We start from the raw sequence: 21,464 nt of genomic DNA, 5'->3' as shown, positions 1-21,464 counted from the left end.
GATCGCCCAGCTCTTGGGCCCCGCCTCCCACGGGAGTTCACGGTGCTCCGCTCCTATGACCCGCTTCCCCTGCCCCGGCGGGAGGCCGCTGCTGAACTGGGAGTGCCCGGACCACGCCATCCTTCCCGGCCGACTGCCTCAGCTGCTGATTCTCGACCTCCAGCACGTGGACCACACGCGCCATCTGTTTCACGTCCACACGCAGTTGGTTGTACTCGTCGCGCAGGTCCGAGAGCCTTATCTTGAGCTCGTCGTTCTGCCGCTTGAGGCCGTCGAATGCCTTGGGTCGTGCGTCCTGCATGCGCACCAGGGCGTAAAAGAGGTCCTTAAGCCCCGTGTGCTTGTGGGTGAGCTTGTTGCGTTTCAGCCCGGCTTCCTCGGCGAGGGACTTGATGGTCAACTGCCCGTCGGAGTGCAGGGGGGTTCCGATCAAGAGGCGGACCATGGCGTCGGTGATCGCCCGGATCTCTGCGGCATCGCCGGGGTGCGCCGAGGCTGCCGCATCGGCGGCCATTGTGTAGACCCGCCCGACTGTCTCCGCGATTCCCGCAGCGGCCGGCAGTGCGGCGTCGTCCTCGGTGAGTTCTCGCTCAGAGACTGGCGCTGATCCGAGGTCTGTCGTCACGTGCTGTCCTTGTGGATACGGTCGGCCGGAGCGGTCTCGTGCTCCATGATGATCTGCTCCTTGTTGGTGCGGCAGAGCTCAAGCCGTCGGCGCAACGGGTACGGAGTGAGAGGATCCTGGCAGTCGGCGTCGATCTCCGCGATCTGCTCGCGAGCACGTTCGATGTGGGTGTCGGTGCGGGAGACATTCGCGCAGGACGGATTGCAGCGATTCCAGTTCGGAGTGCGCAGCGATGGCTTCCTGCCGACGGCGAGATCGCTGTCGCACACTGCCTTGTACGGATCGAGGTTGCAGGTCAGCAGGGCCTGTGGGTCCTCAAAGATCTGGAGGCGGGGATTTTGACGCAGGCTCTTCATCTGCCCCTTGGTGGCGAACCCGCCGCGGTATCGGGTGTTGAATTCCTCCACGGTGGCCAAGTAGCGGTCGGCAGCTGGGCCGCTGATCTTCTCTCCGGAGGCGATGCGGTCGCTGGCCTCTGCGAGGGTGTCCGCCAGGGCCAGGGTCTTCTCGAAGTCGAGGATGTCGAGCATGTCGGTCTTGGTGCGCCCACCGTACGACTCGGCCATGGAGGTTGCGACATGGCCGTACTGCAGGCCAAGAGCGATGCGCCCGCCGGGCCGACGGTAGATGAACCAAGCTACGGTCCGCCGTAAGCGGCGCATGTTGATCCGCCCGTGAGGGTCGGCCGGGATGACCTCGTGGTTGCGATCCAGCCGGGAGGCGGTCTTGTTGGCCCATGCGATGAACGTCTTGATGCGATCGATGAACCTGGCGGGCATCAGTCCCTCCGCGGACAGTTGGCGCTCGGCCGGCTCCCAGGTGCGAACGGTCATGGACCAGGGGAACAGCAGCCGCTCGTCGTGGAGTTGCTCCATGACCTTCACAGCGAGCGCGACGACTTCGATGACCGTCCACGGTTCTGGGCGAACCTCACCACGGGGCTTGGTGTTGCCGTCCTTGTCGGTCACTCCCTTGAAGTGCAGCCCGCTGATCCGGTGGCGGACGGCACCGTCCTCCCCTTCGATCTCCTCCTTGCTCGAGCATCCGCGCTCCAGGTGCAGCACTTCCTCGGGACGCATACCCGACAGGTAGGCAATCGTGATCATGGCGGCTGTCATCAAGTGCCCGGCGAGCTGCTGTGCTTCGTTGAAGTCGATGGCGCCGGTCCACGGCACGCCGTCGATCCGGCCGTTCACGGCGACTGGCAGCGGAGACCCGTCTGTCACCGGAAGCGCCTGCCATCGCGCGGGCACCTTCGAGAAGACCTGATTGACAACCTCGGTGGAGACCCCCAATTGCGCAGCTAGGAGAAGGCGGTTGACTCCCTGGCTCGAAGATCCCCAATGAGTGCGATTATGCTCCATCAGGGGTGCGCCCCGCTTTCCGACGTATCCGGGCAGGCTGCCGCCGGTGTCCTTCAGGTGCAGCAGGTGGGAGCGGACGATGTCGTATTCGCCGGGCGTGCGGTCCAAGCACGTCTTGGCCCGCAGCGCATACCACGCACGGTAGGCATCGACGATGTCCGGACCGAGATCAAGCACAAGGCGGACCGCCCAGATGATCAGGGGCGACATGGTGGCAGGGTGGATGACCACCACGTTGTTCTCGCCCGCCTCGCTGCGGAAGTCGTCGAGGAAGTCGATGATGGCGGCGCCGGGGTCTTCCCAGGGCGGCATCACCAGCCGGTCCCCGGGCAGCAGGTACGGCGCATACGCCCATACCCGCGTCAGGGCGTGGAGTTGCCGTTCGTCATGAGGGTCGGTCCACCCCTTCTCGCCCAAGTGCTCGGCGTACTCGGACAGCGCGCCCTGGTCGATCTCGGCGGTCTGCGTGATGCCCCGCTTCTCGAGCCACTTCGCGAACTTGCGGAACCCGGTTAGGGCAGTCATGACCGAACTCGCTGAGATCACCGCACGCGACCGAGAGCCCAAACGCGCGTGGAGCACGTCTGGGGTGGGAATGTTGATCAAGGCCCAGGCGATCCGCATGAAAGAGTCCCGCAGCGCCTCTGGGAAGTTCGACCACAGGAACGCCTTGGTGCCGGTTGTGTCCTTGTGCTCCAGATGGGCCAGTTCCCACCGCAGGTGGCCGAAGAGGCAGACCTCCTCCTCGTGCAGTCCCGGCCGCAACCGATGCGCCGGCACTACCGGAGTCGTCGGACCAGGGTTAACGAGGTCCACGGCATCTTGGGCGGATGTGCCGCTGCTCACGGGTCGAGTTTCCTTTCCAGCAAGCGATCGATGAGGTCGCGGTCCAGCTCCGTCAGTGCCTGCAGCAGGCCGGAGTGCTGGCCGAGATCGGTGTGCTGCTCCAGCAGGGTTTCCACGCGGCGGTGGTGAGCTTCCCAGTCTGTCTTCCAGACCGCCGTCGGCACCGCGGCCCGCACAGCTTCCATGGCCCGGAACAGGTAGACGATGCGCGGAAGGTGCCTCGCAGTGGCCAACGCGTTCGGGCAGGCGAAGCACAAGAGGAACGACACCTGGCACAGGCTGCCGCCGCTGAGCGGACTGTGATCGATGTCCTCGCACGCCCCCACCGCAGTGTCCAGTTCCCCGCGGGCCGCCCGCTCAGCCACGTCCAGAGACAGCCCCGCCTGATCGGAGAAGTCCTGGGCGCTGGCATCCTGGCCATCGGCGGAGATCATCCGCATCTGGACAGTGGCCTGGGCATGGAGGAAGGCGTCCTCCAGACCTGCGGCCACCACGGATCGCGAGGTCTCGATGACCCGCTCGTCGCGGCGCAGGTAGTGTTCCTCCTGCACACGTCGGCTGTTGTGCCGAGGCCGCTCGTAGAGCACCTGAGCGGTATGGCGCAGTAGCCGTCGGTTGAGCCGACGGCCCAGATCGCCCAGCTCTTGCTCCCCCCACGCGTCGATAGCATCGGCCAATCCGACCGAGGCGTTGCTCCACATCGGGTGACGCGCCCCACGCGACCACAGCAGCAGATCACTGGGCCGTCCGAGCAGCTCCAAGGTGCGCCGGGCCTGGGCAGTCATGGCGATGATCTGCCGCATCGCCTGGCCCGGTGAACCGTCGCCCACGTCGACCAAGTTGCTACTGGAGTGCCGTGCCCGGCCGCGGCGGGCCTTGTCGGTCTCCATGCGATGGATCGCCGGCTCGGCCTCGTCCTCGTCCGCGTTCGGCCACTGGTCAGGCACCGTCAGTTTCTCGAGCACTGACCCGTTCCAGCCCTCGTGGCATACCAGGAGCACCGAGGCCGCGCCCTTCTCGTTCACTGAGGGGAACAGCTGCATTACGGCCGTCTGCATACTCCATGCGCCGAGCCGGCGGCGGCACTCGTTCTTGGCCCAATGGCGCACTGTTCTGCCGTCGGGGAAACGCGGCACGTCGCCGGTGCGTGCCAGGTGATCCAGGTACTCACCCCACAGTGCATCCGGATGCTCGGTGATCTCGCCGGCCCTCCAGCGCTCCAGGAGCGCGAGATTGGTGGCGATGCGCTGCTCGGCACGGCGCACCGTGTGCGCAGCGACCTGCCGCACACGTTTCATCTCAGTGCCGGTTAGGCTCTTCTTGGCCTTGGCCGCGACGAACTGGCGGCGCTTGGTCATCGCGGCGGCAGCTGCTGCGGGCACGCCGGGAGCCTTCCGCAGTAGGACGGACAGATGCTTGGCCCGGACGAATCCGCCCGGTGCCTCAGCCCACATCCTCCAGATCTCCGCGGTCAACTCGGATAGGGACTCCACAGGCGGCTCCACCTCCGCCATCGTCCGCAGGAAGTGCCGCACGCTCTTGTCGTAGGTGGTGCAGGATGCCTTGCTGTCCCAGTGCGCGCGGGCATGCCGGGCGAAGGCCCCAGCCACCTCGCGCCGCAGTGTCTGCGAGCCTGGCAGTGCGGTGTAGTCGTAGGTCCCCAGGTCCTCACCTTTCTCGCCGAGGGGGCGCACCACCAGACCTGATGCATCGACGATCTCGCGCCGCCTGCGGCCGGTGGGCGGGAGCAGAGCCCGCAGGCCCGTCGGGCTCATGCGGCATCCAAGATCAGGCCGGTGCGCCGGGCCAGCTCGGTGAACCAGGCACTGTTGCCAGGGTTGTCCTCGTCGTTAAGCAGGCTCTCGATCTGCAGACCGCGGACCGGCTCGAGGTAGATCTCCCGCGTCGTGACCTCGGACTGATGACCCAGCAGATCCTTGACCATGGTCCATACACTGCCGTACGCGTCCTCGTAGTCTTTCCGCTGCTCGGGAGTCAGCCCGAAACGTCGGTCCAACGCGTGGTGCAGGTGCACGAGAATGCGCAATGCCATCGAATGGCGCAGCATCTTCGGCGTCGCGTAAACCTTCAGGCCCTGGCTCCTGCACCGCACGCTGGCTCGCTTGAAGACCTTCGTCCAACTCTTGTGGTGCATCGGCATGCCGGTCTCGGTCAGCCACAGCATCGCGGGCTCCAGGCCGTTGAGCCCCTCAACGAACATCCGTAGGCGCTGCACGACGGTGACTTCATCCACGTGCGCCTCGAGCGTGCGGCCCGCCTCATCGCTCCACCGAAGGACGCGGCGGTCGTCGGAGATCTCTCTCAGCAGCAGTCGACCCTCCACTTGGTCATAGAGTCCGCGCCTTTGTGCCTTGCGGACTACCGCGTCGCGGGTGCCGAGCCGATACACGTCGGTCTGCTGGAGAGCTGGTTCGCTGACGTAGTAGAAGCGCCCGGCCCGCTTGGCCACTTCCTTGGCGACCCAGCCTGAGTGGTAGCGGCGAGCAGCGAGGTTCTCCAGGGGAGGCAACTCCCAGGTCAGTAGTGTGCCGACTTCCCGCCTGCGCAGCCCACTTGAGTAGATGTAGTCGGCGAACGCCACGTCACGGCCGTCGTTCCGGCCCGGCCAGCTCGGGTTCTCCAGACCGCTGCGAAGCATCCCTCCCAGACCTACGTCCCGCCACAGCCGATACCCCCGCGGCGAGAGCCATTTCACGTTCGAGCTGCGCACATCTGTGGGCGCGAGGCCCGCCACCTCGGCCGTGCCGCCGTCCGGCGTGCTCACGGTGTGCGTCAGCACCGGCGAGTGATCCACGAACCCCAGACTCTTAGCGATCTTGTAGAAGAGGCCGAATGCGGCCAACTCCCGTTGCCACTTCGCCCCTCCGATCCTCCGGGGGTTTCCTTCGCCGCGTCGGCGCCAGTCCTCCCAGTCGTCGAGGTCCTCGTCTGTGGCCTGATCCCACCTCACTCCCCGTTGCCACAAGAAAGTGAAGAACAGCCGGTAGTCCGGCGCATACGTCTCCTTCGTGCCATCCGCCTTCCTCGCGAAATCACGGTGTCGGAAGATCTGGCTCAGCCGAGGATCGGACCGGCCTGTGGGATCGATCAGAATTGGCTGCCCGACTCGGATCTTGAGGGCCCGCTCGCGCTCGGCCAGGTCTCTCCAACCGTCGAGAACGTCCATGCCGGCCCCGGCCGGTTCGCCGCCAGCACCCACCCAAAACAGCCGCCACTCGCTCACAACTCAGTCCATCCCCTGCGCAACACGACCTCCAGCAACACGGGGACCGTACACAGAAGCTCGAGTCGCCCGGCCAGCGTGACCTGGTCGGCAGGCTGCAACCTGCCTCCTTCCACGACCTGGTCGTCGACATCTCGCTCTTCCGTCCCGGACCGGTCGCCGCCGACATGGTGCGGCCCTTCATCGAGGCCAGGCACGGCCGCAGGCCCGTCCGCTATCCGCACCCCGACCTGGAGGAGCCGCTGCGCGAGACCTACGGCGTCGTGGTGTTCCACGAGCAGATCATCGAAATTCTGCGGATCATGACCGGCTGCGCGCGGGACGAGGCGGACGAGAAGCGGCGGGCGCTCTCGGATCCGGAGCGCCAGGGGCGGGTGCGCGCCTGGTTCGCCGACCGTGCCGGGCGGCGCGGCTACCCGCCCGAAGTGACCGCGCGTACCTGGGAGATCGTCGAGGCGTTCGGCGCGTACGGATTCTGCAAGGCGCACGCGGTGGCCTTCGCGGTGCCGACCTACCAGTCCGCCTGGCTCAAGGCGCATCATCCCGCGGCCTTCTACGCCGGGCTGCTCACCCACGACCCCGGGATGTACCCGAAGCGGCTGCTGCTCGCGGACGCGCGGCGGCGCGGGGTGCCGGTGCTGCCGCTGGACGTGAACCGCTCGGCGGCCACCCACCGTATCGAACTGGTGTCCGGTCCTGTGGATGGCGGCCCCGGCGTCTGGGGGCTGCGGCTCGCGCTCGGCGACGTGCACGGCATCGGCGACGACGAGGCGCGGCGGATCGAGGCCGGGCAGCCCTACCCCTCGCTCCAGGACCTGTGGCAGCGGGCCGCGCCGCGCCGCCCGGTGGCCGAACGCCTCGCCAGGGTGGGCGCGTTGGACGCCTTCGGCGCCAACCGCAGGGACCTGCTGCTGCACATCGCCGAACTCCACCAGCGGCAGCGCCGGGCCCCCGCAGGACAGCTGACGCTGCCGGGCCGTACCGACGGCGACGAGCGGGCCGACACCGCCGGACCCGTCGGGCTGCCCGACCTCAGCGACGTCGAACGGCTCAGCGCCGAGCTGGGTGTCCTCGGCATGGACACCTCCCGCCATCTGATGGCCGACCACCGGGAGTTCCTCGCGGAGCTGGGCGCGCTGCCCGCCAGGCTGCTGCGCGACGCGGGCAACGGCGAGACGGTGCTGGTCGCCGGGGCCAAGGCGGCCACCCAGACGCCGCCGGTCCGCTCCGGCCGCCGGGTCATCTTCACCACCCTCGACGACAGCACGGGCCTGGTCGACTGCGCCTTCTTCGACGACAGCCACGAGGCGTGCGCGCACACCGTCTTCCACTCCTGGCTGCTGCTGGTGCGCGGCACCGTCCAGCGGCGCGGCCCGCGCAGCGTCAGCGTGGTCGGCGCCGCCGCCTGGAACCTCGCCGAACTCGCCGAACTGCGCCGCGACGGCGGCCTGGAGGCGGTCACCACCCGCCTCGCCGCCGCACCGCAGGCGCCGGACGCCGCACCGGGACGCACCATCCGGCTGGAGACCGGCTACACCCTGCACCCGTGGGCCGACCTCCAGCCGCCGGGCGGACGCGCCGCCACCGGCCGCAAGCTGTGGCACTCCAGCCCGGGGAGCGCGGGATGACCACCGCACCGGAGCCCGGCACGCTCCACATACGGTTCTGCACCGCGGACGGCGAGCCCGTGGACGCGGAGACGTACGAGCAACTGCTCGGCCTGCTGGCGCAGTTCACGCCGGCGGTCGAGGCGCTGCCGCCGGACGCCGCGCTGGCCGACGTCCGCGGGGCACTGCGCTACTTCGGCCGGGACGCGGCGGGCATCGCCGCCCTGGTGCGGCTGCGCGCCCTGGCCTGGTACGGCGTGCGGTGCACGATCGGCGTCGCGGGCAACCCGCTGCTCGCGCGGATGGCGGCCCAGGGCGCACCGCCGGGCGAGGTCAGGGTCGTCCCCGCGGACGAAGGGTCGGTCGCCGCCTTCCTCGCCCGCCGTCCGGCCGCCGCCCTGCACGGCGTGGGCCCGGCGACCGCGCGCACGCTGTGCGCCTACGGGCTCGACAGCGTCGGGCGGATCGCCGCCGCGCCACCCGCGACCCTCCAGCGGATCCTCGGTGTGAAGACCGGCCGGATGGTGTACGAGCGGGCCTGCGGCATCGACCCGACACCGGTCTCCCCGCACGCCGCCGCCCGCTCGATGGCCGCCGAACACCGCTTCTGGCACGACGAACTCGACCCGGCCAGGCGGCGCGGCGCGCTGCTCGCGCTCGCCGACGGACTGGGGGCCAGGCTCCGGGCGGGCAGACAGGCGGCCCGCGCGCTCACCCTCGTCGTCCGCTACGCCGACCGTTCATCGACGACCCGCACCCGCAGGCTCGCCGAGCCGACCGCGCACGGCCCGGCGCTGACCGAAGCGGCCTACGCGCTGCACGCGGCGCTCGGGCTGCAACGGGCGCGGGTGCGGTCGGTGGCCCTGCGCGCCGATGACCTGTGCCGGGCCGAACTGGCCACCAGGCAGCTGACGTTCGACCCGGTGGACGACAGGGCCCGCCGGATCGAGGCCGCCGTCGACCGGGCGCGGGCCCGCTTCGGCGAGCGCGCGGCAGGCCCTGCGGCGACGCGCCCGCCCGCTTCCCCGGCGGGCACCGGCCACCGGGCGCGGGGCCCCCGCGGCTCAGCCGGCTGACCCGCGCGCCCCCGGCAGGTCCCGGCGCCGCAGCCCGCGCAGCGTCAGGAAGCCGAACGAGGCGAGCGCCAGCGCCGTCGGAATCAGCAGCAGCCACCCGGAGAAGGCCAGCACCCCCGCCGTCAGCACGGCACTGGCGATCACGCCGTACCACAGGGGCGTGCGGCGCGGCAGCAGCACCAGCGCGGCGCCGAGCCCGGCCAGGGTGACCGCGGCCAGGCAGGTGGCGGTCGCCCGCATCAGCAGATCCAGGTCGGCGCCGCCGAAGCCCGCCGCCACGGCCAGCAGGACGCAGGCACAGCCGAGCACCGCGAGCGCGCGGCGCGGCACCTCGCCGGGACCGCCGCCCCTGGCCAGCCAGCGGGGCGCGGCCCCGTCACGGCCGAGCGCGGCGCCGAGCCTGGAGGCGCCCGCCAGATAGGAGTTGACCGCGCCGAAGGTGAGGAACAGGGCGGCCACGGCGGCGACCGGCCGCGCGGCACCGCCGATGCTCTGCGCGAGCAGCGCGGTCAGCGGGGTGTCCGTACCGGCCGCCTCCGGGCCCAGCGCGCCGATGGTGGCGAGGGCCAGGCCGAGGTAGAGCACCGTGATCGTGATCAGCGTGTTGCGGGTCACCCGCGGCAGGTCCCGGGCGGGGTCGGCGAATTCACCGGACAGATGGCTCGCCGCCTCCCAGCCGGCGAACGCGAAGAACAGCACCGAAGCGGCCGAGCCGACCGACGACCAGCCGCCGGGCAGGAACGGGGTGAAGTGACCGGCCGACACGTGCGGGGCGGCGGCCAGCACCGCGCACAGCAGCACCGCGGCCAGCAGCCCGCCGAGCAGCAGCTGCACCCGGCCCGACATCCGCAGCCCGACCGCGTTGGAGACCAGCGAACCGGCCAGCACCACGCCGCCGACCGCCGCGGCGCCCGCGTCGCCCCAACCGGCCGCGTCCGCCACGTACTTCCCGCCGATCAAGGCGGCCGACACCACCCCGATCGGCACCGCGCCGAAGAACCACCAGCCCACGGTGGCCGCGGCCCGCGGCCCCGCGGCCCGGTGCACGTACGTGGCCACGCCGCCGCCGTCGGGGAACCGCGCGCCGAGCGCGGCGAAGGCCGCCGCGACCGGTACGCACATGGCGAGCAGCACGACCCAGGCGAGGATCGAGGCGGGTCCGGCCGCCGCCGCTGCCAGGGACGGCAGGGTGAGCACGCCGGGCCCGAGCACGGCACCGGCGCACAGCGCGGTGCCGCTTCCGACGCCCAGCCGCCGTACAACCGGCGTGTGAGAGACGGGAAGAGGTGTCTGTTGAACGGTCACGATGGCAGAAGTTAGCCGGAACAATGATCAAAGGAAGCGCTTGCCGAACGAAATTCGGTGTATAGGGCACCATGGGGCGGCATGGACGACATTGATTCGGCGATTGTCCGCGAACTGCAGCGCGATGCACGGCAGAGCAACCGCGATCTCGCCCGCACGCTGCGCATCGCCCCCTCCACCTGCCTGGAGCGGGTCCGCGCGCTGCGCGCCCGCGGCGTGATCACCGGCTACCGCGCCACGGTCGATCTGCGGGCGCTCAACCGCCCGGTGCAGGCCCTGCTCACGGTCCGCATCCGCCCGATGAACCGCGAGGTCATCGAGCGCTTCAAGGCGTTCTTGACCTCGCTGCCCGAGGTGCTGAGCGTCTACGTCGTGGCGGGCGGCGACGACTTCCTCGTGCACGTCGCCGTCCCGGACGTCGACCGGCTGCACGCGCTGTTGATGGATCAGGTCTTCAAGCGCCGCGAGGTCGTCGACTGCCGCAGCTCGGTCATCTACCAGCACGTGGCCACGGACGTCGTCGAACCGCTGCCGCCCGTATAGCCCGTGGAGCCCGTGGCGGCGGGCCGCACGGACCGGCCGTGACCGGCGCCCGCTGCGGCCGTGTCCCAGACTGGTCCCATGGCGGGAAAACGCAGTGCAGGACTGCTGCTCTACCGCGTCGGCGGCTCCGGCGTCGAAGTGCTCCTGGCCCATATGGGCGGTCCGCTGTGGGCCCGCAGGGACGCCGGCGCCTGGTCCGTTCCCAAGGGCGAGTACGTACCGCCGGAGGAGCCGCAGGCCGCGGCCAGGCGGGAGTTCGAGGAGGAACTGGGGCTGCCGCCGCCGGGCGGCCGGTACCTTCCGCTGGGCGACACCCGGCAGGCGGGCGGCAAGACCGTGACGGTGTGGGCGGTCGAGAGCGACCTCGATCCCGCCCTGATCGTGCCGGGCACCTTCGAGATGCCCTGGCCGCGCGGCTCCGGAACACTGCGCAGCTTCCCGGAGATCGACCGGGTGGAGTGGTGCACACCGGACGTGGCGCGCGGGCGCCTGGTGGCGGGCCAGCGGGTCTTCCTGGAACGGCTGGCCGACCGCCTGGAGGGGGAGGCGCGGCCCCCGGAATGAGGCGGGTCGCCCGGGAGTCGGGACGGCGGGACGGCGGGACGGCGGGGTGGTGGGGGACGGGGGGGGGGGGGGGGCCCCAACCCCCCCCCCCCCCCCCCCGCCCGGGGCCCCCCCCCCCCCCCCCGCGGGGGGGGGCCCCCCCCCCCCGGCCGGGGGGGGGGGCCACGCTGCCGGGGCCGGAGCGGTCGGCGCCCGGCGGACCGGGCCGCAGCCCGGGGCCCATGAGGGGCGGCGACGCGTCAGCCGCGCCTGCGGACCGCCCTGCGGTGGTTGGCGGTGAACAGGAAGGCGGCGCCCGCCGCGAGCACCGCGCTGCCGCCGAGCGCGAGCGGCGTGGCGCTGGAGTCGCCGCCGGTCTCGGCCAGCCGCTGCCCGCCGGCCGGGCGGGCACCGCCGCCGTCGGTCCGCGGGGCGTTGCCGTCCGTGGCCGTGGCCGTGGCCGCGTCCGTAGCCGTGTCCGTGCCGTCGTCGTGCGGCATCTTGTGGACACCGGCGGGGTGTTCCTGCCCGGTGCCGGTGCCGGTGCCGGTGCCGGTGTCGGTGCCGCCGTGCCCGTGGTGGTCGACGGTCGAGTGCCCGGCGCCGGCCGCGATCTGGGTGTCGGTGGGCGCCTGCGCCCCGCCCGCCCTGCCCGCGCCGTCCTTCCCTCCCTTGCCGGATCCGTCCTTGCCGAACACGACGTCCGAGCAGGTGTAGAACGCCTCCGGACTGTCCGAGCGCTGCCAGACGCTGAAGACGAGATGGCGGCCCTTCCTGGCCGGCACCTTGCCGTCGAAGACGTAGTCACCGTTCTTCAGCTCCGGGTTCGTGACCTCGGCGAACGGCGTGGACTCCAGGTCCGCCCAGGTCAGCGGCTTCGCCGGGTCGTAGCCCTCCTTGGTGAGGTAGAGCTGGAAGGTGCCCTTGTGCGGGGCGGTGGCCTTGTAGCGGAAGGTGTGGGTGCCGGCCGCCAGCGGGGACGCGGGCCAGTCGGCGCGCGGCAGATCAAGCCCCTTGTATTTGTCGCGGCCCGCGCTGCACAGCTTCCCGTCCGGGATGATCTCCTTCGACCGGCCGCCCGCGTCCGGGATGTTGACCTCGTTCCAGTCGTAGAGCGCCTGGGGGCCACCGGCCTGCACGGCGGCCTTGCACGCGGCGGACCGCGGGCTCTCCGGCCCTTCGGCGAAGCAGGCCGAGACCCGGCTGACCGGGTCCGCCATCGATCCGTGCGCGACTGCCGGTGCCGCCGACAGGACGGTGAGGGCGAGCGGGGCGAGGCCGGTCAGCGCGATCCCGGTGGCCTTGCGACGAGCGGTCATCTGCGGGTCTCCTTCAGGTGCCTGGTGCCGGGGCGCAAGGCGGGCGCGGTGGGGGGTCGGGATGCGGGTGGCCTGGCCGGCCCGGGAGCACACCGCCGAGGTCCGCGCCCCGCCTTGCGAGCAGCACGCTAGCCACGCCGACCAGCCCGTTCGGGCCGGAAAGCGCGCTCGGGCCGATCCTTATGGCGCCTTTAAGGCGGGGCTAAGCGGCGGCACAGGTTCCGCCCCCGGCGGCCCGCGGCGGTGCCGGGGGCGGGCCGCGGTGACCTGAGGGTGGCGTCGCCGTGGGCAGGGCCCTGTCGAGAGAGGGGCCGTCACGAGATATCTTGACGTCAAGCAATGTTGCAGACGTGGAGCGGAGCACCCGGTGACTGACTCGACCATCATCTATACCCACACCGACGAGGCGCCGGCCCTGGCGACCTACTCGTTCCTGCCGGTCGTCGAGGCCTACGCCTCGACCGCCGGAGTCGCTGTGGAGACCCGCGACATCTCCCTCGCGGGCCGGATCATCGCGAGCTTCCCCGAGCGCCTCCGGGAGGACCAGCGCATCGACGACGCCCTCGCCGAGCTGGGCCGGCTGGCCAAGACGCCCGAGGCCAACATCATCAAGCTGCCGAACATCTCGGCGTCCATCCCGCAGCTCAAGGCGGCCATCGCCGAGCTCCAGGAGCAGGGCTACGCGCTTCCGGACTACCCGGACGACCCGAAGACCGACGAGGACAAGGACGTCCGCGCCCGTTACGACAAGGTCAAGGGCAGCGCCGTCAACCCGGTCCTGCGCGAGGGCAACTCCGACCGCCGCGCCCCCGCGTCGGTCAAGAACTACGCCAAGGCCCACCCGCACCGCATGGGCGCCTGGACCGCCGAGTCCAAGACGAACGTCTCGACCATGGGTGTGGACGACTTTCGCTCCACCGAGAAGTCCGCGGTCATCGCCGCGGACGGCGCCCTCCGCATCGAGCTGACCGGCGACGACGGCACCACCACCGTGCTGCGCGAGTCGGTGCCTGTGCTCAAGGGCGAGGTCGTCGACGCCTCCGTGATGCGCGTCGCCGCGCTGCGCGAGTTCTTCACCGCGCAGGTCGCCCGCGCCAAGGCCGAGGGCGTCCTCTTCTCGCTGCACCTCAAGGCCACGATGATGAAGGTCTCCGACCCGATCATCTTCGGTCACGCCGTGCGCGCCTTCTTCCCCAAGACCTTCGCCGAGTACGGCGACGTGCTGGCCGCCGCGGGGCTCACCCCCAACGACGGTCTCGGCGGCATCCTCAAGGGCGCCGAGGCGCTGCCCGAGGGCGCGGCCATCAAGGCGTCCTTCGAGGCCGAGCTGGCCGACGGCCCCGAGCTGGCGATGGTCGACTCGCACCGCGGCATCACCAACCTGCACGTGCCCAGCGACGTCATCGTCGACGCCTCCATGCCCGCGATGATCCGCACCTCCGGGCACATGTGGAACAAGGACGACCAGGAGGCCGACACCCTCGCCGTCATCCCCGACAGCAGCTACGCCGGCATCTACCAGGTCGTCATCGACGACTGCCGCGCCAACGGCGCCTTCGACCCGGCCACCATGGGCTCGGTGCCCAACGTCGGTCTGATGGCGCAGAAGGCCGAGGAGTACGGCAGCCACGACAAGACCTTCGAGATCCCCGCGACCGGCACCGTGCGCGTCCTCGACGGCAACGGCGACGCCGTCCTGGAGCAGGCCGTCGGCGCCGGCGACATCTTCCGCATGTGCCAGACCAAGGACCTGCCGATCCAGGACTGGGTCAAGCTCGCCGTCACCCGCGCCCGCGCGACCGGCGACCCGGCCGTCTTCTGGCTCGACGAGGGCCGCGCCCACGACGCGCAGCTGATCGCCAAGGTCAAGACGTACCTCGCCGACCACGACACCGACGGTCTGACCATCGAGATCATGACCCCGGAGGCGGCGACCGCGTTCTCCCTGGAGCGCATCCGCCGCGGCGAGAACACCATCTCCGTCACCGGCAACGTCCTGCGTGACTACCTGACGGACCTGTTCCCCATCCTGGAGCTGGGCACCAGCGCCAAGATGCTCTCCGTCGTCCCGCTGATGAACGGCGGCGGCCTGTTCGAGACCGGCGCCGGCGGCTCCGCGCCCAAGCACGTCCAGCAGCTGGTCAAGGAGAACTACCTGCGCTGGGACAGCCTGGGCGAGTTCCTCGCGCTGGCCGTCAGCTTCGAGCACCTCGCGCAGACCACCGGCAACGCCCGCGCCCAGGTGCTCGCCGACACCCTGGACCGTGCGACCGGCACCTTCCTCAACGAGGACAAGTCGCCGAGCCGCAAGCTGGGCGGCATCGACAACCGCGGCAGCCACTTCTACCTGGCCCTCTACTGGGCCCAGGAGCTGGCCAAGCAGACCGACGACACGCAGCTCGCCGAGGCGTTCGCGCAGCTCGCCAAGACGCTGGTCGAGCAGGAGCGCACCATCGTCGACGAGCTGATCGCCGTGCAGGGCTCCCCGGCCGAGATCGGCGGCTACTACCAGCCCGACGCGGCCAAGGCGGTCTCCGTGATGCGCCCGTCGCAGACGCTGAACCAGGCGCTGTCCACCCTCGGCTGACGCCACCGCAGCCGGCACAGGAGGGGCGCCCGCCCGGCGCCCGCCCCGTGCCCGCACCCGTTCCGCCCCGGCTGGGATACCTTCCCGCCGGGGCGGACCCGTTCTCCCGTATGGGGCCGCGCACCCACTGCCTTGGCCCCATCGCCTTGGTCCCACCCCCGCCCGCTTCACCCCCAAATACCCTCTGGCGCCGGATATGCGGACGGCGGGATTCAGCCGCGCGGCAGTTCGCGGACGCAGCGCCATTCCGTGGCGCAGGTCCGGTAGCCGAGGCTTCGGTTGATCGTCAGCATCGGGGTGTTGGCGGCGTCGTTGCCGGTGAACGCCTCGGTGCAGCCGGCGTCCCGGGCGCGGCGCAGGGAGTCGGTCTTGGCGAGCCGGGCCAGGCCGCGACCGCGGAACGCGCGCCGGGTGCCGGTCATCGCGGAGGAGTAGCGGCCGGCGCCGTCGGTGGTGGCCAGGCTGAAGGCCGCGATCTCGCTGTCGACGGTCACCACGGACGTGAGGTGCAGGTCGTTGTCCGGGTGCTCCCAGGTGTGCCGCAGCCAGTCCTCGTACGTCATGGCGTCGCCGGCGACGTCGCCGGGTTCGTCGGCCGTCACCTCGGCGTCCGCGCGGAAGAGCGGGTACGGATCGGCGCCGAAGTCCGCGCCGGTGTGCAGCCGGACGCCGGGCGGCAGTTCCCCGGGCGGCGGCAGCGCGGCGTCCGCCAGGCCGAGCCGCAGGAAGCGGGCCGGGCGGGTGCGGCGGTAGCCGTGGCGTACGGCGAACGCGTCGGCGGCGGCCGTGTCGTTCGCCCAGGCGAAGACCCGCTCGGCGCCGACCGCGGTGAGATGCTCCTCGGTGGCGCTCAGCAGCGCACCACCGATGCCCGTGCGCCGGTGGCCTGGGTGTACGCAGGGCGTCGCGACGGCCTGCCCCGTGACGCTGCTGTCGTGGACGAGTCCGCAGGTCACAGAGCCCACCACCCGGCCGTCCAGGACGGCGACGAAGAGCCGCAGCCGCTGTGCGGGAGCGGCGTTCGCGACATGCCAGGCGATGCCTTGCGGGGTGAAGATGAGATGGGGCAGTACGGCGCGCCGCAGGTCGGCGACGGCCTTGGCGTCGGAGGGCCGGAAGTCGCGCAAGGTGAGCGTCATGGGCGCGGACAGTACGCCCCGCCGTGTCCCGGTGCCTCCCCATTTTCCGGGCGTCCGGCGGGCGGCCCGTACGTGATCTCCCGGGGAGCGGAGGCCCGGTGGCCGGTTCCGGACGGTCCGGATCCAGTATAGGTGGCCCTTGCAACTATCTGGGCGTACGGTGATCACCGCGGACCGCAGCCGGGATGCGGCGGCCCGCTGCCGACGAAGGAGGAGCCGCGAACATGTGCGGAATCACCGGATGGATCTCCTACGACCGTAACCTCACCACCGAGCGCGCCACCCTCGATGCCATGACCGAGACCATGTCCTGCCGCGGCCCGGACGCCGCCGGGATCTGGCTCGACACCCACGCCGCGTTCGGCCACCGCCGCCTCGCCGTCATCGACATCGACGGCGGCAAGCAGCCCATGTCCGTCGAGCACGACGGCCGCACCCTGATCGTCACGACCTACAGCGGCGAGGTCTACAACTACCGTGAACTGCGGGCCGAGTTGGAGACCCTGGGGCACGCGTTCCGCACGAGCAGCGACACCGAAGTCGTCCTGCACGCCTACCTGGAGTGGGGCGAGGCGTTCGCCGAGCGCCTGAACGGCATGTACGCCTTCGCCCTGTGGGATCCGCGGACCGAGGAACTCCTCCTCATACGCGACCGGATGGGCATCAAGCCGCTCTACTACTTCCCCACGTCCGACGGTGTCCTCTTCGGCTCCGAGCCCAAGGCGATCAACGCCCACCCCGATGTGCGGCCCGCCATCGACACCGAGGGCCTCGCCGAGCTGATCACCTTCACCAAGACCCCAGGACACGGCGTCTTCAAGGGCATGCACGAGGTGCGGCCCGGACACATCGTCCGCGTCAGCCGCAACGGCGTGTCCGTCAGGAGCTACTGGGCGCTCGAAGCCCGCGAGCACACCGACGACCTCGACACCACCGTCGCGCGCATCCGCGAGCTGCTCGACGACATCGTCGCCCGCCAGCTCATCGCCGACGTGCCGCTGTGCACCCTGCTCTCCGGCGGGCTCGACTCGTCCGTCATCACCGCGCTGTCGGCCCGCGCGCTGACCGCCCAGGGCATCGGCCCGGTCCGCTCGTTCGCCGTCGACTTCACCGGCTACACCGAGAACTTCAAGGCCGACGACCTGCGCGGCACCCCCGACGGCCCGTACGCCCACGCGCTGGCCGAGCACGTCGGCTCCGACCACCACGACATCGTCCTGGACACCGCCGCCCTGATGGACCCCGGCCACCGCGCCGCCGTCCTGGCCGCCCGCGACCTGCCCAACGGCTTCGGTGACGGCGACACCTCGCTCTACCTCCTCTTCAAGGCGGTGCGCGAACAGTCCACGGTCGCCCTGTCCGGCGAATCGGCCGACGAGGTGTTCGGCGGCTACCGCTGGTTCCACGACCCCGAGGCCGTCCACGCCGACACCTTCCCCTGGATCGCGGCCGGCGTGTCGGGCCGGTTCGCCGGCGGCAACGCCACCCGCGAGGCGCTGCTGGACAACGGCCTGCTCGACAAGCTCGACCTCAAGGGCTACGAACAGCGCCGCTACCGCGAGGCGCTCGCCGAGGTCCCGTACCTGGACAGCGACACCGGGCTCCAGCGCCGGATGCGCGAGATCAGCTACCTGCACCTGACCCGCTTCGTGCAGGTGCTCCTCGACCGCAAGGACCGGGCCAGCATGGCCGTCGGCCTGGAGGTCCGCGTCCCGTTCTGCGACCACCGCCTCGTCGAGTACGTCTTCAACACCCCGTGGTCGATGAAGACCTTCGACGGCCGCGAGAAGTCGCTGCTGCGCGCCGCCGCCCGCGACGTACTGCCCGACCTGGTCGCCGACCGGGTCAAGAGCCCCTACCCCAGCACCCAGGACCCGCGCTACAACGAGGCCCTGCGCGCCGAACTCAAGGACCTGGCGGCCGACCGGAACGCCCCCGTGCAGCCGCTGCTGGACGACGCCGCCGCCGCGGAGGCCACCGCGGACGGCGCGACGAGCGACATCCGTCCGGGCGCCGAGCTGATCCTGGGGCTCGACGCCTGGCTGCGCACCACGGGGACGTCACTGGACCTGTGAGCCGACGCCCGGGACCACCGGGCATCCGCCGGGCGGCCCGCCCCCGACCTTCCCCCGAAGGGGCGCGGGCCGCCCTCCCCGGGAGGGCCGGTTTCCCGGCTTCCCCGGTAGCGGCACGGCGGACGCCCCTGGCGCACAATGGGTGCCACAAAACCGCGCACCACCACCGTCAGGAGCGCCCGCCGTGTCACCGCAGCAACTGCAGATCATCATCGACCCGGAGGCGGCCGACGCACCGTTCGAGCAGGTACACGCCCAGATCGCGGAGCAGGCCAGGACCGGTGTGCTGCCGGTCGGCCACAAGCTGCCGACGGTACGCGGCCTCGCCGACGAGCTGGGTCTGGCCGCCAACACCGTCGCCAAGTCCTACCGGGCCCTGGAATCCGACGGCGTGATCGAGACCCGGGGCCGCAACGGCAGCTTCATCGCGGCTGCGGGCGAAGCCGCCGACAAGGAAGCCGCCGCGGCTGCCGCAGGCTACGCCCGGCGGGCCCACCGCCTGGGCCTCGACCGGCGGGCCGCCCTCGCCGCCGTCGAGGACGCCCTGCGCGCGGTCTACGACACGGACGGCTGACACCCCGTCCGCCCCGCCCGCACCCAGCGCCCCAGGAGGAGCCCCGTATGCCCAGCCGGCACGCCCTCGTCCGTCGACCCGGCCCCCGCCTCGCCGAAGGACTCGTCACCCACATCGACCGCAGGCCGGTGGACGTGGCCCTGGCGCTGCGCCAGTGGGAGACCTACGTCCTGACGCTGCGCGAGCACGGCTGGCACGTCACCGAGGTGCCGGCCGCCGACGACTGCCCCGACGCGGTGTTCGTCGAGGACACCATGGTCGTCTTCCGCAACGTCGCGCTGCTGACGCGCCCCGGTGCGGACACCCGCAGGCCCGAGATCGACGCGGCCCGGGAGGCCGTGCGGGCGCTGGGCTGCTCCGTCAACGAGATCCGCGCGCCCGGCACCCTCGACGGCGGCGATGTGCTGAAGATCGGCGACACCGTATTCGTCGGCCGCGGCGGCCGGACCAACGCCGACGGTGTACGCCAACTCCGCGCCGCCTTCGAGCCGTTGGGGGCCCGCGTGGTCGCCGTGCCGGTCAGCAAGGTGCTGCACCTGAAGTCCGCGGTGACCGCCCTGCCCGACGGCACGGTCATCGGCCACCCGCCGCTGGTCGACGACCCGGCCGCCTTCCCGCGCTTCCTGCCCGTCCCGGAGGAGTCCGGCGCCCATGTCGTCCTGCTCGGCGGCGGGAAACTGCTGATGGCGGCCGACGCGCCGAGGAGCGCCGAACTCTTCGCCGACCTGGGATACGAGCCGGTTCCGGTGGACATCGGCGAGTTCGAGAAGCTGGAGGGCTGCGTGACATGCCTGTCCGTACGCCTGCGCGAGCTGTACGCCTGACCGCGCATATCGTGACGGTATGAGCAACCTCGATCTCAAGCCCGCGGCGAACCTGTGCGGGGGGAACGGCCGCACGGGCCCGGTCCGCGACGTCCAGCCCGGCAAGCAGGTGCCACTCGGCGAGAGCACGGTCGTCCGGAGGCTGCTGCCCAACCTCGGCCGGCGGATGGTCGGCGCCTGGTGCTTCGTGGACCACTACGGTCCCGACGACATCGCCGACGAGCCCGGGATGCAGGTGCCGCCGCACCCGCACATGGGTCTCCAGACGGTCAGCTGGCTGCGCGAGGGCGAGGTGCTGCACCGTGACAGCCTCGGCAGCCTCCAGACCGTACGCCCGCGCGAGCTGGGCCTGATGACCTCGGGCCGGGCCATCGCCCACTCCGAGGAGTCCCCGCGCGGCCACGCGCCCCTGCTGCACGGCGCCCAGCTCTGGGTCGCGCTCCCCGGCGAACACCGCGACGCGGCACCGGCGTTCGAGCACCACGACGACCTGCCGGTGATCACCGGCGGCGGCCTCACCGCCACCGTCATCCTCGGCGAACTGGCCGGCGCCACCTCCCCGGGCACCACGTACTCCCCGCTCGCCGGCGCCGACCTCACCCTCGCCGCAGGCACCGACACCCGGCTGCCCCTCGAACCCGACTTCGAGTACGCGGCGCTGACCATCTCCGGCGAATCCACCATCGACGGCGTCCGGCTCGCCCCCGGCGCCCTCCTCTACCTCGGCTGCGGTCGCAGCGAACTGCCGCTGCGGGCAACCTCCGACAGCAGCCTGCTCCTCATCGGCGGCGAGCCCTTCGAGGAGGACATCGTCATGTGGTGGAACTTCATCGGCCGCACCCAGCAGGACATCGAAGAGGCCCGCACCGACTGGATGACGGGCTCCCGCTTCGGCACCGTCCACGGCTACGACGGCGCCCGGCTGGCCGCCCCCGAACTCCCGGCGGTGGCGTTGAAGGCGCGGGGGCGGGTGCGCTGAGCCGGGGTGAGATCCTGGGCCGCTGCGCCCGGGGGCGGGGCCCTGGTTACGCGTCCACGGGTCGGGGGGCGTAGGCGCGCAGGAAGGTGTCGACCGCGGACCGTCCGACCGCCCGCAGTTCGGCGTCGGGGACCTTGCGGGTGCCGAGGCGGGAGCGCAGCTCCATCGGTCCTGTGAGCAGCGCGAGGAACTGTTCGGCTGCGAGGTCCGGGTCGTCCGTGTGCAGTCGGCCGGAGAGCGCGAGGCGCGCCAGGCGGTCGGCGAGGGCGTCGTGGAGGCGCCGGGCCCCCTCCTGCTGGATCAGCTCCAGCAGTTCGGGGAAACGGGCCGCTTCGGCGTGCAGCAGCCGGCGGAGGGCTTGGGACTCGTCATCGCAGTGGTGCAGCAGCAGCCGGTGACCGGCGTCCTCCAGTCCGGCGCGCACGTCGCCCTGCACGTCCCGCAGCGCGTCGAGTGCCGCCAGGCCCTGGCCGACCGTGCGACCGGCGGCGGCCCGCATCGCCTCGCGGAACAGGGTCTCCTTGTCGCCGAGGTGGTTGTAGATGGTGGGCTTGGCCACGCCCGCCTCGGCTGCGATCTCCCGTACGCAGGACTGCCCGTATCCCTCGCGGGCGAACGTCTTGAACGCGGCTTCGAGGATCGCCTGCCGCTTGTCGACGCGCCCGCGCGGCACAGCACGCCCGCTCAACTCCGAGGCCGTGGCTGGGGTCTTGGGTCGGTTCACCCCACTACCATATCGCCTCGCTCCCCTGAATGAACCGTGCGGTTCAAAAATGTGGGCTGACTGGTTGCAGCCGGACCCGACGGGTCGTTA

Annotated in this window: 16 protein-coding genes and 1 pseudogene; 9 read left to right on the top strand and 8 right to left on the bottom strand. The window is 71.3% G+C overall.

The window, feature by feature from the left end:
• Positions 1-37 precede the first annotated feature (37 nt).
• From ACIBK8_RS27665 to ACIBK8_RS27650, 4 genes are read right to left on the bottom strand one after another with little or no spacing between them, the layout of a single operon-like run.
• The gene (locus ACIBK8_RS27665; RefSeq protein ID WP_399044575.1) at positions 38-625 is read right to left on the bottom strand and encodes a hypothetical protein; all 588 of its coding nucleotides are present in this window, start codon (positions 623-625) and stop codon (positions 38-40) included.
• Positions 622-2,835, bottom strand: a complete 2,214-nt coding sequence (locus ACIBK8_RS27660; RefSeq protein ID WP_399044574.1) for a hypothetical protein — start codon at positions 2,833-2,835, stop codon at positions 622-624. The genes ACIBK8_RS27665 and ACIBK8_RS27660 overlap by 4 nt, the downstream gene beginning before the upstream one ends.
• Complete coding sequence (locus ACIBK8_RS27655) at positions 2,832-4,610, bottom strand: hypothetical protein (RefSeq protein WP_399044573.1); 1,779 nt, start codon at positions 4,608-4,610, stop codon at positions 2,832-2,834. Before ACIBK8_RS27655 ends, ACIBK8_RS27660 begins: the two co-directional genes overlap by 4 nt.
• The gene (locus ACIBK8_RS27650; protein ID WP_399044572.1) at positions 4,607-6,079 is read right to left on the bottom strand and encodes an integrase; all 1,473 of its coding nucleotides are present in this window, start codon (positions 6,077-6,079) and stop codon (positions 4,607-4,609) included. The genes ACIBK8_RS27655 and ACIBK8_RS27650 overlap by 4 nt, the downstream gene beginning before the upstream one ends.
• Positions 6,080-6,135: 56 nt before the next feature.
• Here ACIBK8_RS27650 and ACIBK8_RS27645 point away from each other — a divergent pair.
• A pseudogene (locus tag ACIBK8_RS27645) lies at positions 6,136-7,707 on the top strand (OB-fold nucleic acid binding domain-containing protein); the annotation flags it as partial.
• Positions 7,704-8,762, top strand: a complete 1,059-nt coding sequence (locus ACIBK8_RS27640; protein WP_399044571.1) for a DNA polymerase thumb domain-containing protein — start codon at positions 7,704-7,706, stop codon at positions 8,760-8,762. The pseudogene ACIBK8_RS27645 and the gene ACIBK8_RS27640, both read left to right, overlap by 4 nt.
• Here the strand turns inward: ACIBK8_RS27640 and ACIBK8_RS27635 are convergent.
• Positions 8,751-10,067, bottom strand: coding sequence for an APC family permease (locus ACIBK8_RS27635; RefSeq protein WP_399044570.1), 1,317 nt, complete (start codon positions 10,065-10,067; stop codon positions 8,751-8,753). The two genes, ACIBK8_RS27640 and ACIBK8_RS27635, sit on opposite strands and share 12 nt — an antisense overlap.
• 81 nt (positions 10,068-10,148) lie before the next feature.
• On the opposite strand from ACIBK8_RS27635, the gene ACIBK8_RS27630 reads away from it, so the two are divergent.
• On the top strand, positions 10,149-10,610 hold the full coding sequence (locus ACIBK8_RS27630; RefSeq protein ID WP_227050922.1) for an Lrp/AsnC family transcriptional regulator: 462 nt from the start codon (positions 10,149-10,151) through the stop codon (positions 10,608-10,610).
• A 78-nt stretch (positions 10,611-10,688) separates the two neighbouring features.
• A complete protein-coding gene (locus tag ACIBK8_RS27625) occupies positions 10,689-11,174 on the top strand; it encodes an NUDIX domain-containing protein (protein ID WP_399044569.1) in 486 nt (161 codons plus the stop codon).
• Between the two features lie 239 nt (positions 11,175-11,413).
• Here the strand turns inward: ACIBK8_RS27625 and ACIBK8_RS27620 are convergent, their stop codons facing one another.
• On the bottom strand, positions 11,414-12,472 hold the full coding sequence (locus tag ACIBK8_RS27620; RefSeq protein WP_399044568.1) for a lytic polysaccharide monooxygenase: 1,059 nt from the start codon (positions 12,470-12,472) through the stop codon (positions 11,414-11,416).
• Between the two features lie 367 nt (positions 12,473-12,839).
• Here ACIBK8_RS27620 and ACIBK8_RS27615 point away from each other — a divergent pair, with 367 nt between their 5' ends.
• On the top strand, positions 12,840-15,059 hold the full coding sequence (locus ACIBK8_RS27615; protein WP_399044567.1) for an NADP-dependent isocitrate dehydrogenase: 2,220 nt from the start codon (positions 12,840-12,842) through the stop codon (positions 15,057-15,059).
• A gap of 212 nt (positions 15,060-15,271) precedes the next feature.
• Here the strand turns inward: ACIBK8_RS27615 and ACIBK8_RS27610 are convergent, their stop codons facing one another.
• A complete protein-coding gene (locus ACIBK8_RS27610; RefSeq protein ID WP_399044566.1) occupies positions 15,272-16,198 on the bottom strand; it encodes a GNAT family N-acetyltransferase in 927 nt (308 codons plus the stop codon).
• 224 nt (positions 16,199-16,422) lie between these two features.
• Here ACIBK8_RS27610 and asnB point away from each other — a divergent pair, with 224 nt between their 5' ends.
• From asnB to ACIBK8_RS27590, 4 genes are all read left to right on the top strand, one after another.
• A complete protein-coding gene (asnB, locus tag ACIBK8_RS27605; protein WP_399044565.1) occupies positions 16,423-18,273 on the top strand; it encodes an asparagine synthase (glutamine-hydrolyzing) in 1,851 nt (616 codons plus the stop codon).
• A 184-nt stretch (positions 18,274-18,457) separates the two neighbouring features.
• Positions 18,458-18,847, top strand: coding sequence for a GntR family transcriptional regulator (locus ACIBK8_RS27600; protein WP_399044564.1), 390 nt, complete (start codon positions 18,458-18,460; stop codon positions 18,845-18,847).
• Between the two features lie 47 nt (positions 18,848-18,894).
• The gene (gene ddaH, locus ACIBK8_RS27595) at positions 18,895-19,671 is read left to right on the top strand and encodes a dimethylargininase (protein ID WP_399044563.1); all 777 of its coding nucleotides are present in this window, start codon (positions 18,895-18,897) and stop codon (positions 19,669-19,671) included.
• Between the two features lie 19 nt (positions 19,672-19,690).
• Positions 19,691-20,650 (top strand): pirin family protein, encoded by a 960-nt coding sequence (locus ACIBK8_RS27590; RefSeq protein ID WP_399044562.1) that lies wholly within the window; start codon positions 19,691-19,693, stop codon positions 20,648-20,650.
• A 46-nt stretch (positions 20,651-20,696) separates the two neighbouring features.
• Here the strand turns inward: ACIBK8_RS27590 and ACIBK8_RS27585 are convergent, their stop codons facing one another.
• Positions 20,697-21,374 (bottom strand): TetR/AcrR family transcriptional regulator, encoded by a 678-nt coding sequence (locus tag ACIBK8_RS27585; protein WP_399044561.1) that lies wholly within the window; start codon positions 21,372-21,374, stop codon positions 20,697-20,699.
• Positions 21,375-21,464 lie beyond the last annotated feature (90 nt).

The organism is Streptomyces sp. NPDC050161 (assembly GCF_044460025.1).
Classification (GTDB): Bacteria; Actinomycetota; Actinomycetes; order Streptomycetales; family Streptomycetaceae; genus Streptomyces.
The sequence above is the reverse complement of the archived record's forward strand: the minus strand, read 5'-3'. Positions and strand labels throughout refer to the sequence as shown.

Excerpts from the sequence above, each read along its gene's own strand:
- ACIBK8_RS27655 (WP_399044573.1), bottom strand. The coding sequence starts at position 4,610 with ATGAGCCCGACGGGCCTGCGGGCTCTGCTCCCGCCCACCGGCCGCAGG.
- ACIBK8_RS27640 (WP_399044571.1), top strand. The coding sequence starts at position 7,704 with ATGACCACCGCACCGGAGCCCGGCACGCTCCACATACGGTTCTGCACC.
- ACIBK8_RS27630 (WP_227050922.1), top strand. The coding sequence starts at position 10,149 with ATGGACGACATTGATTCGGCGATTGTCCGCGAACTGCAGCGCGATGCA.
- ACIBK8_RS27625 (WP_399044569.1), top strand. The coding sequence starts at position 10,689 with ATGGCGGGAAAACGCAGTGCAGGACTGCTGCTCTACCGCGTCGGCGGC.
- ACIBK8_RS27620 (WP_399044568.1), bottom strand. The coding sequence starts at position 12,472 with ATGACCGCTCGTCGCAAGGCCACCGGGATCGCGCTGACCGGCCTCGCC.
- ACIBK8_RS27610 (WP_399044566.1), bottom strand. The coding sequence starts at position 16,198 with ATGACGCTCACCTTGCGCGACTTCCGGCCCTCCGACGCCAAGGCCGTC.
- asnB (WP_399044565.1), top strand. The coding sequence starts at position 16,423 with ATGTGCGGAATCACCGGATGGATCTCCTACGACCGTAACCTCACCACC.
- ddaH (WP_399044563.1), top strand. The coding sequence starts at position 18,895 with ATGCCCAGCCGGCACGCCCTCGTCCGTCGACCCGGCCCCCGCCTCGCC.
- ACIBK8_RS27590 (WP_399044562.1), top strand. The coding sequence starts at position 19,691 with ATGAGCAACCTCGATCTCAAGCCCGCGGCGAACCTGTGCGGGGGGAAC.